At 40.8% G+C, this 14123-nt stretch carries 13 protein-coding genes; 5 read left to right on the top strand and 8 right to left on the bottom strand.

Going from position 1 to position 14123, the window contains the following annotated elements; genetic code table 11:
* Positions 1 to 183 precede the first annotated feature (183 nt).
* Positions 184 to 468, bottom strand: a complete 285-nt coding sequence (locus K5Q92_RS22255) for a hypothetical protein (protein WP_220771040.1) — start codon at positions 466 to 468, stop codon at positions 184 to 186.
* A 773-nt stretch (positions 469 to 1241) separates the two neighbouring features.
* Here K5Q92_RS22255 and K5Q92_RS22250 point away from each other — a divergent pair.
* Genes K5Q92_RS22250 through K5Q92_RS22240 form a run of 3 tightly spaced genes read left to right on the top strand, consistent with a single transcriptional unit; the run spans position 1242 to position 5704 of the window.
* Positions 1242 to 1865 (top strand): hypothetical protein, encoded by a 624-nt coding sequence (locus K5Q92_RS22250; protein WP_220771039.1) that lies wholly within the window; start codon positions 1242 to 1244, stop codon positions 1863 to 1865.
* Positions 1865 to 3691: a hypothetical protein gene (locus tag K5Q92_RS22245; protein ID WP_220771038.1), complete on the top strand. Its 1827-nt coding sequence runs from the start codon at positions 1865 to 1867 to the stop codon at positions 3689 to 3691. The genes K5Q92_RS22250 and K5Q92_RS22245 overlap by 1 nt, the downstream gene beginning before the upstream one ends.
* Before the next feature lie 45 nt (positions 3692 to 3736).
* A complete protein-coding gene (locus K5Q92_RS22240; protein ID WP_220771037.1) occupies positions 3737 to 5704 on the top strand; it encodes a DNA polymerase in 1968 nt (655 codons plus the stop codon).
* A gap of 128 nt (positions 5705 to 5832) precedes the next feature.
* Here the strand turns inward: K5Q92_RS22240 and K5Q92_RS22235 are convergent, their stop codons facing one another.
* A complete protein-coding gene (locus K5Q92_RS22235) occupies positions 5833 to 6336 on the bottom strand; it encodes a hypothetical protein (protein WP_220771036.1) in 504 nt (167 codons plus the stop codon).
* Positions 6337 to 7404: 1068 nt separating this feature from the next.
* Between K5Q92_RS22235 and K5Q92_RS22230 the strand changes: the two genes are divergently transcribed.
* Positions 7405 to 7782, top strand: coding sequence for a hypothetical protein (locus K5Q92_RS22230; RefSeq protein ID WP_220771035.1), 378 nt, complete (start codon positions 7405 to 7407; stop codon positions 7780 to 7782).
* A 740-nt stretch (positions 7783 to 8522) separates the two neighbouring features.
* Here the strand turns inward: K5Q92_RS22230 and K5Q92_RS22225 are convergent.
* Together K5Q92_RS22225 and K5Q92_RS22220 are read right to left on the bottom strand one after the other, a co-directional pair.
* Positions 8523 to 8723, bottom strand: a complete 201-nt coding sequence (locus K5Q92_RS22225) for a hypothetical protein (protein WP_220771034.1) — start codon at positions 8721 to 8723, stop codon at positions 8523 to 8525.
* Between the two features lie 274 nt (positions 8724 to 8997).
* Positions 8998 to 9267, bottom strand: coding sequence for a hypothetical protein (locus tag K5Q92_RS22220; RefSeq protein WP_220771033.1), 270 nt, complete (start codon positions 9265 to 9267; stop codon positions 8998 to 9000).
* A 277-nt stretch (positions 9268 to 9544) separates the two neighbouring features.
* Here K5Q92_RS22220 and K5Q92_RS22215 point away from each other — a divergent pair, with 277 nt between their 5' ends.
* Positions 9545 to 10426 (top strand): YafY family protein, encoded by an 882-nt coding sequence (locus tag K5Q92_RS22215; RefSeq protein ID WP_220771032.1) that lies wholly within the window; start codon positions 9545 to 9547, stop codon positions 10424 to 10426.
* A 647-nt stretch (positions 10427 to 11073) separates the two neighbouring features.
* On the opposite strand, the gene K5Q92_RS22210 is transcribed toward K5Q92_RS22215, so the two are convergent.
* The 4 genes from K5Q92_RS22210 to K5Q92_RS22195 form a co-directional block, all read right to left on the bottom strand.
* Positions 11074 to 11505: a DUF2787 domain-containing protein gene (locus K5Q92_RS22210; RefSeq protein WP_220771031.1), complete on the bottom strand. Its 432-nt coding sequence runs from the start codon at positions 11503 to 11505 to the stop codon at positions 11074 to 11076.
* Between the two features lie 113 nt (positions 11506 to 11618).
* Entirely contained in the window at positions 11619 to 12161 is a 543-nt protein-coding gene (locus K5Q92_RS22205; RefSeq protein WP_220771030.1) for a hypothetical protein, read from the bottom strand.
* A gap of 50 nt (positions 12162 to 12211) precedes the next feature.
* A complete protein-coding gene (locus K5Q92_RS22200; protein ID WP_220771029.1) occupies positions 12212 to 12595 on the bottom strand; it encodes a hypothetical protein in 384 nt (127 codons plus the stop codon).
* 82 nt (positions 12596 to 12677) lie between these two features.
* Positions 12678 to 13916 (bottom strand): tyrosine-type recombinase/integrase, encoded by a 1239-nt coding sequence (locus K5Q92_RS22195; protein ID WP_220771028.1) that lies wholly within the window; start codon positions 13914 to 13916, stop codon positions 12678 to 12680.
* Positions 13917 to 14123 lie beyond the last annotated feature (207 nt).

The following is a 14123-nucleotide window of genomic DNA, read 5'->3' as shown; positions in this document are numbered from 1 at the left end:
AAAATATCGAGTTCGCACATCTTGTTGTCTGGTTATTGATTTTTCTCAGAACCATTTGATCACATGACAAGATGTGCATCTACCTTAAATTTATGATTTTTATCAAAATCATTAGGGGATTCCTCAGCACTATGCGGCCCTCTCTAGCAAGAACTGCCATATTTACTGGCCTGTATTTTGACTTCAAACAAGGCAAAAGCCACCGCCAGCTTTCAGCTTCCTAGCTAATGTCGTTTTAGCTATCCCTAGTGCCTTAGATGCCTCTCTAACACTTTTATACTTAACACCGTTAATCTCAACAGGTTTGCTATGTGCCTTACTAGGGCGTGGATCAGCGCCTACTGCTTGTGCTAACGTCCAACCAAATTTAGTCACTCTTTCATTGACCAATTTAGGCTCTAGGCCATAATGACGAGCAGCTGCTGAACGACTAGCAAATGACACACCGTTAATTTCAAATTTAGACATAATAAAAAACCTCACACAACCAGTAATAAAAGTAATAGTTATTAAATTGTTGTTATGAGGCGAGGAAAACCTAAAGTGCTCCGAAGTATGAATTACTTTGATTCAAGTGCTATTCGCTTAGTATCTCCCATTTAATTGCATCGCGAATTTAGCTGCCTATTGTTTGGCTGAAGTGGACGCTTTCCCTATTAATAAATTTAAATTAGGTTTGACGTCCACTTAGACCAAAACCGGACATTAGTCCTCTTAAGTTACATAGTAAGGTTTCGTGGCCACTTTAGCCGAACCTTACCCCTCCAAGATGTATCTGACTGCTCTCTCTAAATGAATCCTCGTACTTAAACCAAGTTTGGATATCGTGCTAAAGCGCTCAGAAACATGTAATTAAACACGGTTTTAAATGTTACTAAACATACTGATCAGACTGTCATAAATCAGATTTTCTTCACAGTTTCAGCACGCCGAAACTGCTCAATAATCCAGCGCGTCGCATAAAAAGCCGTAAAACCTCTTTATACCTGACGGGTTAGTATACACCGCTATTTTTTACGCCAGTTTTAAGCCTTTTTAGCGCGTCTCAAGATATTTCTTTAGATGTCAACACCACCAACCAAGCCACCGTAACACACTGAAAAAATTAGCTTTAGATAAAAATTAAATCGTGTTTTCATTCCTCCTAGAAGCGCAGCAGAGCCCATAAAAATCAAGCCCGTCAATGCACTGCTTCCATTAATAAAATTATCCAATAATCATAGATAGCGAGGAAACAAAACATGACAAACGAACTAAACACAGCCAACACACACGGTCGCAATCAGAAAGGCTCATTTGAAGATATTTTTGGCACTTCATCAGCTAATCAGCCAATGAATAACAAGCCCCAATTTCTACACAGTACCCGTATAGATGAAGAGGGCTGTGCAATATCTCCTGTAATGAATGTATTCGAGAAGTCGTTCTTTCATTACGTTGATGCAACTGAAGCCAAAGGCTATATCCAATGTAACGGCGAAGGATGTGTACTCTGCGAGGCAAACATCAAACTCGATCATCGTATCCTAACACCTGTATATAACTTCCTTGATGAGCGCATGGAAGTATTGGCGATTCCGTCTGCTCAAAAGCCAACATCTTTATTGCCACAATTGCAGCCCTTACTAAGTAAAGGCGGCTTGATGATTAACATAACTAAGAAGGGCTACCAATATGAAGTGAACTCTGGCGATATTCCTCTGGGGGTTGGCATTGACCAAGACAAGGCTATCGCATTTAAAGAAGCGTACGATAATAATGAGTTTTTATTGGCTGACATTTACCAAATCAAGTCAAACGAAGAATTAGAGGCAATTCCCCAAATCGAAAAGCGTCTAATACTAAAACGTGGTCGTGCAGCCTAATGTCAGCGGAAAAGTTATTTATTAGTGGGGGCAACGCCCTCACTAACTTTAGAAAAGCAAACAGTGCTGAGATTGTTCTTCAGCACTTCAATAAACACAACCAAGTCTTAATCTGTTGGCAAGTCGGTGTAGGTAAGTCCTATAACATGGATCAAGTTGTCGAAACTGCAATCCGTCAAAACTATTATGACCTCGTCATTGTTATGCCTCCTACACGCAAGATCATTGATGAGCGCATGTTCATCAAAAATCCACCAAGTGATATTAACGTCGTGAATATTCGCCCTCGTCCCGCCAATGAGTGTGGCAAAGAACGCAACCAATTATGGACAACGTATGAAGCACGTAACCTAGGTCAATTAGGAAAAAGGGACTGCTGTGAATCATGCCCTAAATACACTGAATGCTTTTGGCCTAGTCAGTATGGTAAAGCTTTACAGGGCAATCAGGTGGTGTTTGCTACTCAGGCACATCTTAAGCACAACCCTAACTTCATTGCCCATGTGAAAGAGCACACCAACGCCGAAAGAGTACTGGTTATATTTGATGAGGCAAATATAAGCCTAGCCAATTACAGTCGTACGCTAACTTCGAGTTCGGTGAACCAGTTAATGGAAGCAACGGATAAGTCAGCTATATCGAATAGAAGAAAAACTGAGATAAAACATTATTTGATGTGCTTATTAGCTGCACCCAGTGAAGATTTACAAGATGCAACAGCGTGGCTATTCCCGCGCCTTAGCACTAATGAAATGACCCAGATTTTAACTGTTGGCGATAAAATATATGGCGACTCATTCCATAACATCATCTATGACTTACAAGCATTCGGCTATTCAAGTGCCGACTCTCGCGAAAAGTTATCAAACAATGAGATCCGCTTTCCGGCATCCCCATTTACCTCGACAAGTGATGTGCTGCTATACAGCGGAACCACTCATCCAGCTATTTTAAAGATGCGCTTAGGTGTTGATTTTTATTCGCCTTACGCCAATTACGAGTTCAAAGGCGAAGGCACTACTTGGATGAATATAGCTTCATCAATCGGTGCCAGTTCTCATTTTATTAAAAATGCACCACAGATCTTAGATGTATTTTTACAGCTAATCATTCAGCGCGTACAGGGTGGCAAACGCGTATTGCTAGTCTCTAAAAAAGACCATGTAGGCTACTGTGTGGCGGCTATGAACCAAATGCTTATAGAACAAGGCATCCATCATATTCGCATTGTACATGGCGAGCATTATGTTGAACGCTCTGATGTAAGCCTGATTCCTGTTATTCACTATGGCGTGATTGGCATTAACCAATATGAAGAGTTCGATTGTTGTTATTGCCTTAATAGCTACTACGTCACGGAAAAGGTATTAAGCCATTCGATACAAGAGCTGAGGCCTGATAGTGAACGCATTGATGTAAGCATTGCCTACTCGAAAAACCCACGACGTCGAAATGGTGTAGTTGCTAATGAGCAGTATCTCTTTACAGATGTTGCAGCCGTGGTGGACCCAATGCTTCAAGTTCTTGAAATGGGTACCGTTGTTCAAGCTGTTGGTCGTGTACGCCCATTTACCAAATCACGGGAGATCATTACATTTCAGAGTAATGATGCGCTTGCGAGTTCTTACGATAAAGACTTCTCTAGCCTAGAAGAATTGCGGAAGCACTTCGGTTTAGCCACTAAGCGCACTCGTAGCAGTAATTCTACAGCCGATGATGTTATGGCTCTCACCGCTGAAAACCTTAAACAAGCTGACATAGCAAAGCAACTGGGGATCAGTGTACGTACTGTTCGCCGCTACCAATCTAAAGCTGCCTCAGCCTGACCGTATTACTTGGGTGATACATCACCCTACTTAGGAGTATTCCCCATGAGCTTTCTCCCTGGAACTGAAAAGCATCTTCAACAAGCTAAGGCTAAAGAGAACAGGCCGCCAATATTACCAAGGAGTGCCAGTTACACCAGTGAGAAAACCACGCGTGTAGATTCAGCTAAAGAACTGGACGCACTAATCGACTTAGCGCTGCAATTACCCATCAGTAGCATTGGCATTGATTTTAAGCATACATACATTACATCCGCCGTAACCTTGCCTAATGGTCAAGATAAGCACGATATCTCAGCTATTCAGCCAACTGAACTTTACCTGACGTTTTGCACTGCTAATGTCTTGTCGCAAGAATTACATAGCTTTATTGTCGAATTAAAAGCGGAATTTCAAATAGAAAAGCTTCAATTTGTTCTCGACTTACCAGCTACCTTCGTAGCTTATAATGCCAATATAGTTCTACACTGCATCTGGGCACTAGAGTTAAATGAACCTAACTACATCTGGGATATTCTCATCGCCGAAAAAGCCCGTTATTTAGGACAGCATCAGTTCGAAAAGCAGCAAAAATTTGATGGTTTAACTGAAAAGGTGGAAGCCAAAGATAGCTTTACTAAAGAGCGCGATGATTTCTATAGTCTAACGACTACGGCAACTCGCTATGGGCTCGCCCCCTTATCTACCCAGCATATTGCAGATAATAGCGTTAATGCTGTTAAGCTCTATTACCTGCAAGTTCAAGCCACTATCATGCAGGGAATTCATAATCACTTACTCGAAGTGGAAATGCCGTGGGTAAAGACTAACGCAACGATGGAAAGAAATGGCGTTCAGGTTTGCCGCGAACAGTGTGCCAAAGTTCTCGCTAGCACAAAGGAAAAGCTAGCCCGCTGGCAATCTGAACTTAACAGCTATGGTCTAAATAACCCGAATAGCCATGATGCCAAGCTCGCTTTCTTCGACTCTCTAGGGCTACTTCAGTATTTCAAAGACGGCAACGACTATAGCTTTCAGCGTGAAATGTTAAGCAAGCACTATGACTTACACCCAGCTATTAAGTTACTTGCTAAATACAACAACATGGCAGCAATATCTAAAGACGTGATCTTTCAGCCGGGGCTTGTAGGCATGGATAGTCGCATTCATCCCATACACAAACACCTCGATACAGTCACTGGAAGGCAAGCAACTATGGCTCCTAATATTCTTGGCTTACCTGCTGTATTGCGCCCCATCATTATTGCACCAACAGGCTATGGTATTGGCGAGGTTGACTTAGCTCAGATTGAAGTGGCGATCACCGCAGCGGTCTATAACGATGTTAACTTGATTGCGAAATATAACGCTGGAGATCTTTACTCTGCTTTAGCTCAAGAATTTTATTGGGATGAACTGACTGTTGAACACCAAACTTGTTCGCCAGATATTTTTAAGGAACATCACGCCGATAAACGTCACGTAATGAAACAGTGTACCCTAGGCTTGATCTATGGCATATCGGCTTATGGTTTAGCCAAAAAGCTTCAAGTACCAGAGTCTAAAGCGCAGCTGTTAATGGACAAATTCCTTGCCATGTTTCCAACCTTAGATAAGGCAATGCATACCGCCCCACAATACGGAGCCATCCGTGGTTATGTAAGCACATTTACGGGACTACAGCGACTACGCTCTGAAAATGCAGAACGCAATCGGAAAGAAAAAAATTGGATGGTAAACATGCCAGTTCAAGGCACCGCTGCCGCGCTGTTTAAAATGACAGGCAACCGTCTACACCAGCTATATAAGCGATACGATGCCAAACTGATTGTGGCCCTTCATGATGCCTTTGTATTTGAGGCCCCTCTAGATAGACTAGAAGAAGTGGCCGAATTAACTTCTCAGGTAATGATTCAGGTGATTCAAGAGAAATTCCCTCAACTCAATATTCGCACAGACATTAACATTGATTCGCCACAATGCTGGAACAAAGAGGGCGATGCTGTAACCATCGCTAACTGGCTAAATAAATGACGGTCTGGGCAAAAAAAACTATTTAATGACCCGTATGGCTCGTCACGTCCACAGGTACTTAGTCACCATGCCACTAACATACTCACTATTTAAGAAAGTGATCTTTTCAGCAAAGAAGAGGGAGACACTTACTCATTAGGAGCAGTAAACTCTTGCGCGGAATACTCCAAGTAAATGTATGCTGTATTTCGATTTTTAATCTTAACTTCTAATACAACAGATGTGCCGTCACTATGATAAGCCTCCAACCTTCTTCCTGTGCAATTACTATGTAAAATACATTCATAGGAAGAAGTATTGCGCGGTGTAAACTTTCTAATTTGAAACCCGTTTGCCTGCAATAGATTTTCCTGTTCAGCATAATCAAAATCCAGTTTTTCGCTAAAAAGTAAGTAATCGAAAGTTTTCATTGATGCTTTCATTAAGCCAGCTTCAGATGTACCAAGTAATCGATAAGATTCGACCGTAAAATCATGCTCAGGCAATTCAATGGCCACCACCTCTTTATAAACCCCTTTTTGTACTACTTCGCCATAATGCAGGAAATCTGAGCCCCACTCTAAACCGAATGGTGCAGCGGCATTTACATTAAAAGAACTTACTATACTAAATAAGAGTAGATATCTTTTCATTATATTATCTCGAAAAACAAAAACGTCCTGCAATCTAAATTAATGCACCCTAAACTTAACGAGCAAACTAAATTGATATATTAAATCAACCCTGATACTTTAACAATTAAAACCCACCAGCACAAATTATTTACCGAGTAACCAAAATGAACAAAAAAAACAAAAAACCAACTTTAAGCCAAAATTTTGACTTAAAGTTGAATAATAAAAATCACCACCCAGACTTATTTACATTTAGAGTCAACATACCAACACACAAGTTTAATATAGTTAAATTCTGTTGAGTCAATGCTTTTACAAACCAAAAGAAAAGTAACCAACCAACTAAGGCGATTAGTACAAGTGTAATATGGGCATAAAGCAAAATTATAAAATCAATCCGCAGAAGGTAATTCACTATGACGCTTACAGTATATATCATTGAGAAAAATGGTCATGGAAAGCATGTTTTTCATAAAAATAAATGCTGGTACGCTAGTGGTAGCATTATCGATATGAAGGCCTACTACCTTACTGATGTTGCATTTGACCAGCTCCTAAAGACTTATCCCAGTATGAGCCCATGCCGCCATTGCTGCACATCCCTTTCTCAAAGTTATTTTAAGGTATCCATCAACAGTGCACCAATGTCCTTTGGCCTTGAAGGCTTCCTTAATAAACGAAAAAGCAAAAAAACAGCCTAACACGATATTTTTTATGAATAAAATGAGAATAAACACGGAACTTCATGGCCATTTTAAGCATATCCATTAGCAACTAGTCAATAATGACTGAACCACTGAGTAGCTCATAGCATTTACTACTCTGGGAGCTTCATTATCTCAAGGTTCTAATCAATACACGGCAAACAAAAGACATAGAACTGAAACAACCACTCATTATTCGCATGTACAGCAAAACGAACACTGAAGCACGTAAATACCATGCAGAAAATCTTGAAAATAAATTAATAAAAAGTACAAACTTCTAAATTCAACTTAAAACAACAGTTGCAAACTCAGACCCTTGCATTTATTACAAAATAGAATTAATGTTCATCCAACACCTAGCATTACCGAGCAGATTGATATGCAAAAAGAATTTATCGGCATGTTTATTGGGGTAACAATCTTATTAACTTGGCTCATTTTATTTGAGGCAAAGTCCTCACCACCCATCTTTCTTATTACCATTGAAAGATTATTTATTACTGTGAGCTTATTATTTACCTTACTTTATTCTGGACTCTTTAAAAAAAGCAAATTGGCTATACATTTAATCCCAATGACTACTTGCAGCTTTTGGTTCTCATTAACTCCTATGCTCACCCTCTGGGGCACTACTGACAAATTTCCTTATGGCAATGTCATTGAGTTTTATGCATCTTCAACTTTTCACATCCTCATGGGCTGTTATATTTTCCTCTGGACTTACGGCTGGATTTTACTATGCATAAAGAAACATTAAAAAATACGAATGTATTAATGGGTTGACCTCAGCTTAAAATCATCAACATTACCCAAAAACCATGACGCTAAGGGACTTAACTATAGTCAAACAGCAAGTAGCATTCCAAACAAAGTAGCGTCCCTCTATTACAACACCAACTAGAGAACACTCTCTAAATTCGGATTACTTTCCGCTAACATGGTAAAGCAAACAGGACACCAAACCTTATATTTATTACCTATAGGGTACCGGTCCACTCAGCAAACACTTATAGTGCGATGCATTCATTGCGCATCGCACTCTGCTTATTTGGAACCTACTTTACGGAACCACCGCTTGATGTATATCTTGAACTGCTTGCGGCCAAATGAGTTGTGCCCATTCTTCTGGGCTAAATCATTCTTAAAACACGACCTAACATAATTTCGTAGATAGGTTGACTCGACCAGCGGGCCAAATGTCCTTTCATATTGACAGATACTATCATCCAATACCTCCAAATAAGATTGCATGTTGCCATTTTTCAGTTCAGCTGTATTCTGTTCGATGATTTGCTCGAAGATTTTCATTTTTAATACTCCATGGATTTAACAAGTTAGATTCACCTGCCCGATATGCAGGGTTATTAATTTGTTAGCAAACACAGAACAAAACTCAATTTAGCTAAAGGCTTTTTAGTTACTTAAGTCCATGCGCGATGCATTTAAGTACTTTATCGTTTCAGAAAAAAAGTAGAGATCCCCCCCTACTTTCATAATTTAATCAGCTTTACCTAAAATACTTCCCAGTAAGCAACCGATAACAATTCCTACGGGAACACCTAGTGGGTGCGGCACCTTAGATCCTATCATTCCGCCAATAACCATCCCTTTTTTACATCCCGACTCACTCAGCGAAACCTCATAGCGAGTTGGAGTATCTTTATTAGGGTAGTAAACCGACATCGCATTTTTCTTCATATCATTCTCCTGTTATTTCAAATATGAAAAGGGCGATACCATTGCTGATATCGCCCTCTGTTTATCATTAATCACTTAAATACTATTTTGTTAACACTTCTTACAGTAGTTCTGGGTGACTTGCTTGCATGAGTTACACACCCATTGACCACATCGACTACATGATGTGCCACCCTTAACATCTGTATTCTTGCTGCATTTGTGGCAAGTCCATAGCTTAGGCCCGTTACCAGTCTGCGTTAATTTATTGAAAAATGACATGCTCTATACCGTCCTATTTAACTTTAATTGCAGCACATTTTTTAGGATCAAACTGCTTACCATTTAACGTCCCACAAGCATCTGCGTTCCAATGCGCGATTATTCCTGAGATTGGTGTTGATTGTGGGCCAGCCTTACCATTCCACTTCGCTTCCAGCTGACCTTTATCTAACACGGGATTGCCGCCTAACGAGCCACCGCTACCACCATGAGCAACTGCTTGTGATGAAATGACCATTTGAGCTGCTGCTAAGATGATTGAACACATTACTGCTTTTTTCATTGTTATTTCCTTTGTGGTTTGATTTACATACGCCAAAGCCCAACACATTGATTGAGTCGAGATTGGCAAGCTTAGAATTATGATTGAGGTACTCGACAGGTCGTGTCGAGCAGGTGAACAAACACTGGCAAATTCACCAATACCTGATGGGTGTTGAACTTGTGAAGATGATGAAACCTATAACAGTTTCGCTAGCGCTATAGGGTTGGGTTAGGAAAAATCATATTTCCACAACGCCCGACACCACCTGACGAGTGCCCTATCTACAATGCGTTACATGAAAGAACACGACACGTTAGCTAAAAGACTAGGCATCATCCTGACCCGACTTAATACAGGTGAAAAACTACGGCTAGATGAACTCAGTCGTGAATTTGGTGTATCAGAAAGAACGCTACAACGGGACTTCAATGAGCGATTAAACACATTGCCAATTGAGCGTGAAGGTAGCTGTTATTTTCTAGACCCTAAGGTACTTGGCAGACAATCAAGCAGAGAGCTTTCATTGCTGCTTTTAAACATAGGACTGGATACGCTGTTTTCAGGTAAGCACTATTTAAGTAACGGTGTGTTGAATAGCTTGAAAACCCCACCCTTTCTCTTTAAGAATCCACGTACCGAGGATGTGAGTAAATATGCAGCCATCTTTGATAAATTGATTAATTCGATTCAGCGTCGGCATATCATTGCCTTTACGTGTAATGGAAAGAGGTACGATAAATTTTCACCTTATCGGTTGGTCAATGACCGTGGCCTCTGGTATTTGGCTGGGGTTAACAGGAATAGCCTACATTCACTCAGAGTAAGCCAGATTAGCGAGTTAATCCGATATGAGGATAAATACACTCCGTGTAATAACATCGAAATAAAGCTCTCTGGCGTGGGACTAGACAGGTATCAGCTCGACACTGTTGAAGTACTTGTAGTGATTAACCAACATGCATTAGATGCTATCTTGAAAGAAAACACATCCAATGAACTTGTCGTATTAAAAGAGCTAGAGTCTGGTGATGTATTGGCAAGCTATCAGAGCAATAACATTCAAGCGCTATTGCGCCACATTAAAGCGTGGTTGCCCGATGTTGAAGTGCTATCACCTGATTGGGTTAGGCACCAGTTGAAGCAAGAGTTACAGAGCTATGTGGACTCTACTTATTAGGTAATACCATTAGAGTAGATCGGCTCTAGTACTGATTTAATAGGGGATAAATGCCGACGTATCACGATACTTTTCCTAAATATTCCACAGTGTAACGATTTTCAAATCCCCCATGCGTATCAAGGGATAGCGTTAAACTGCCAAATTCAAAAGCCCTTATAAGATATGGGAACATGAAAAAGGGGGCTGTTTTTAGCGCTAGGGTTAAAAACTAATTAATAATCTGCCTCCGGGCTGAGTGCAATATAAGGAGAATATTATGGAAATTCAGCTAGTCTAAATGAATAGCAATCCGCACCTTTCCCTATTCTCGTAACAACACTTGATTAAACAAAACTCCCATTGCTATCTAAAAGCAATGGGAGCAACTAATGCCAAAACCTCAGTACAAACCAGCTAGACGAGTTAAAATCAAAATCCCCCTCTTGGTTTAAACGCCATCTTGCAAACCCCATCAAATCACTCCCACCTGACATTCTGACTCAACGGATTGGCAAAACGTTGTAGGTGATATCTCCATGAGTACAACCATTGCCATTACCCCACGCTTCGCATGGCGCAATGGCAAGCCTGAATATTTTCTAATGCTCTCAACTCAATTTTATGGTTCATACATGGTGATTTAGACTCTACTAACGCCTTATGACCTAGTCTGTTGCTACCTTTATTTCATCGAAAACATCCATCTCGACATAGGCTAAAAAGTTCATTTCCCACATCTGGTAGAAGTCCATTGCTGAAATCTCACTGATAGGTTGCGGTCGCATGTAAGCAAATGACACTAGCCCATTATCAAAGTCAAAATCGACCTCTTTAGCCAGCTCAGGGTATGGATGCCCTACATAGCTAAAGTCAGTAATGTAGCTAAAATGCCATTGCCCACCTTCTTGCTCGATACGGATTTCAACGGGATGCCAACCGCCTGACTCAGCGCTGTAGCTGGTATCTCGAAAGTTGAAAGTTAAAGCCTTAGTTGATGGTGCTGGCAGGTTATGTTGGTTAGCTATCTCGTTCAGCTTATCTTGCAAATCCACAGTTACAGGCAGCAGTAAGCGCTCAACGTTAAAAGTTAAGTTCATAATAAAATCTCTTTTAAAAGGTTAGGTCGGTACTCTTGGGTAGAGTGGTGTATGTCAATTTAGAAAGGTGTTACGGGTTAAAGGCTAGACAAGGTTTGATGAAGAATTACAGATTATTTGCTAGTAGTTTCAGCTGTAACTAGCGAGCGCAACTCATCACGACGTTGTGCGTACTCAGGCGCTAAAGCATGCAGAAACACCGATTTTTCAGTAGGATTAATAAGTAGCAATCCACGTAAACACGCCGCCATAAAGCCAGCGTTATTGGCGCTGCCACCTTTAAATACTGATTTAATCACGGTGCTCTTGAAAGGCTTATCTGATTGCTCATCAAGTACAGTGAAAATATCTTCAAGCTTTATCCATTCCTTAGAGTGAAGCCCACCACCTTCACTGCCCGATAATCGTAAATACAGCTGGTTATCTTCATAATGTAAGGCTATTTCATAGAACACATGGTTAGTCGTTTTAGGTGATAGCTTCTTGGCCTTGCCTTCTAGAACGATATGGCTGAAGTGGTTAATCGGTGCTATTTCAGTTTCGGTTGATGTTGGTTGCTCATTTTTGATAACGCTATCGGCTTGCTCATTAATGGCTGGCTCGTTAATACTTTCTACTTTTGATACTACCGTTTTGTTCTTCGATTTATGCGCCATGAGGCACCTCCATGCTATGTGGTTTTAACTAGGTTAAATTGAGTTACAGATTAGTCTTCAACTTGTTCAGCAAGCTTAGTGACGGGTAATGTTCGGCTATCCATAGGTGCACACAAATAAGCACCGCTTCCTGCCGAGGTCGTGATAGTCAGAGCAAGTAACCAAGGGCAATCTTCATCGTTAAGTAAGAACACCCATTCAGGGTAATCACTAACAAACTGGATAAAGTATTGGTCATCATCGGTTTCAGATGTAAGCGAGTTATCAGTGTCGCTATGTTCAATGAGGTACAGCGTTGTACCTAGCTCATCCCAAATTGACTGCGCGGTTTCAATATCACCGAATGGCTCAATCAGATGAGCGAGTAATTGGTCTTTTATATGGGTTGGGATTGGTAGTGATGCTATCTGGTCGAACTGAGTCATTTTCTTCACTATAATTTTCCTTTAATAATGAAAAAAGCCCCTGCTTAGCGTGAGCTAAACAGGGGCTTTTTCGTCAATGTTAATATGGTAGTTATGGCAAGCTGGGCATTGAAACCATATCAGACAAGCGTGAACCAATATCTCGTCTACGTCCTACCGTCAGTTTAGAATAACGCCTTGAACTTGATAGGTCAGAATGGTTTAGCTGCTTGGCAATGTCATGTAACGGCACACCTTGTGAGGCCAGCAATGAGCCAACAGTGTGCCTTGCGCTATGCAGAGTGATATTCGCTTTGTCACCAGGAATATCCGGCAAGCCCATCTTAGCCTTAATGACCTTGAGTGCATGACGAGCTGGACTAATAGGTTTACCCAGCTTTTCTCCTGCAAAGATATAAGGGTTATTTGTCACTTTAGGGACTGACTCCAAAATCTGCACCATGTAATCAGTTAAATAAATAATATGACTACTGCCATTCTTGGTATGCGGAATAAAGAGTGTTTTCTCATGCAAATCTACCTCAGACCACAAGCGAAATCTCAGCTCTTTATCTCTAGCGCCAGTTAAAAACAACATGGCTAAGAACGCCCCTGTACTTCTATCTTCATACTCAAGTGCATGACCAATAAAGGTCTTGAGTTCAGATTCAGACAAGTAACCCGTACGAACATTATCTTCTTTTAATAAGCTGACCTTATCGGCTATGAATGGCGTATCCAGTAAGCGGTAGGCTTGCTTGTTAATCGTCTTGAGCAATGCCAATACGCGATTAATGGTCGCTACAGCATAGGGCTTACCAGAGCCTTGAGTTCTTGAGGTTAGTTCGAGTTGCACCTTGATTAAGTGCGCTGGGGTTAAGGCATTGATGGGCACATGATGTATTGATTTAGCCAACTTAAATCGAGTGACATCATCATCCCAACTGCGTTTAGTCTGCTTAGCTAGCGGAACATACACATCTTCAAAGAAGCGTTCTAATGTCATGGTGAGATCCGCAGACTTATCATCACGTTCAAGCTTGGGGTCAATACCCTCGATGATTTGCTGGCGATACTGTTTAGCAATCTTACGTAAGATTGCTAGGTCAGTTTCAGGGTGCTTACCTAGACTAATGGAAGCTTTCTTAGTTGTTACTGGACTGGTATAGCGCAGCAGAAATCGCTTACCACCTGATTTACCCACTAGACAACGAACACCCGTTGGTAAACCAGAGTCTTTCATAGCAGATAGGTTAACTTCATAGTCGGTTGATTTAGCGCTTGGGGGGTTGGGTTTAAGATTGTTTAGGAATGCGGTGGTGAGTCGATGTGATGAGGGTAAAGGGCTCATTCAAACCTCCAAATTAATTAAGTGATCATTAATTTAATATGAGTTTGAATAAGGAGTTATTACGGTCTCACATAATAGCTTAACATACCCTTAAATTTCAATTGGAAGTACCCCATCTTCATCAGCGGATTAAGCTTAAAAACATCTCCTTTCCTCCAAACGAACTCCACACTTTAGGGGTTACAGATATAATAAACATTACTAAAA

It is taken from the genome of Shewanella sp. MBTL60-007 (genome assembly GCF_019654915.1).
In the GTDB taxonomy this organism is placed as follows: domain Bacteria; phylum Pseudomonadota; class Gammaproteobacteria; order Enterobacterales; family Shewanellaceae; genus Shewanella.
The sequence above is the reverse complement of the archived record's forward strand: the minus strand, read 5'-3'. Positions and strand labels throughout refer to the sequence as shown.

What these genes read in the sequence shown, in the direction of transcription:
- K5Q92_RS22220 (WP_220771033.1), bottom strand. Translation starts at nt 9,267, where the DNA reads ATGAAAAAAGCAGTAATGTGTTCAATCATCTTAGCAGCAGCTCAAATG.
- K5Q92_RS22225 (WP_220771034.1), bottom strand. Translation starts at nt 8,723, where the DNA reads ATGAAGAAAAATGCGATGTCGGTTTACTACCCTAATAAAGATACTCCA.
- K5Q92_RS22245 (WP_220771038.1), top strand. Translation starts at nt 1,865, where the DNA reads ATGTCAGCGGAAAAGTTATTTATTAGTGGGGGCAACGCCCTCACTAAC.
- K5Q92_RS22240 (WP_220771037.1), top strand. Translation starts at nt 3,737, where the DNA reads ATGAGCTTTCTCCCTGGAACTGAAAAGCATCTTCAACAAGCTAAGGCT.
- K5Q92_RS22235 (WP_220771036.1), bottom strand. Translation starts at nt 6,336, where the DNA reads ATGAAAAGATATCTACTCTTATTTAGTATAGTAAGTTCTTTTAATGTA.
- K5Q92_RS22210 (WP_220771031.1), bottom strand. Translation starts at nt 11,505, where the DNA reads ATGAACTTAACTTTTAACGTTGAGCGCTTACTGCTGCCTGTAACTGTG.
- K5Q92_RS22250 (WP_220771039.1), top strand. Translation starts at nt 1,242, where the DNA reads ATGACAAACGAACTAAACACAGCCAACACACACGGTCGCAATCAGAAA.
- K5Q92_RS22230 (WP_220771035.1), top strand. Translation starts at nt 7,405, where the DNA reads ATGCAAAAAGAATTTATCGGCATGTTTATTGGGGTAACAATCTTATTA.
- K5Q92_RS22215 (WP_220771032.1), top strand. Translation starts at nt 9,545, where the DNA reads ATGAAAGAACACGACACGTTAGCTAAAAGACTAGGCATCATCCTGACC.
- K5Q92_RS22205 (WP_220771030.1), bottom strand. Translation starts at nt 12,161, where the DNA reads ATGGCGCATAAATCGAAGAACAAAACGGTAGTATCAAAAGTAGAAAGT.
- K5Q92_RS22255 (WP_220771040.1), bottom strand. Translation starts at nt 468, where the DNA reads ATGTCTAAATTTGAAATTAACGGTGTGTCATTTGCTAGTCGTTCAGCA.
- K5Q92_RS22195 (WP_220771028.1), bottom strand. Translation starts at nt 13,916, where the DNA reads ATGAGCCCTTTACCCTCATCACATCGACTCACCACCGCATTCCTAAAC.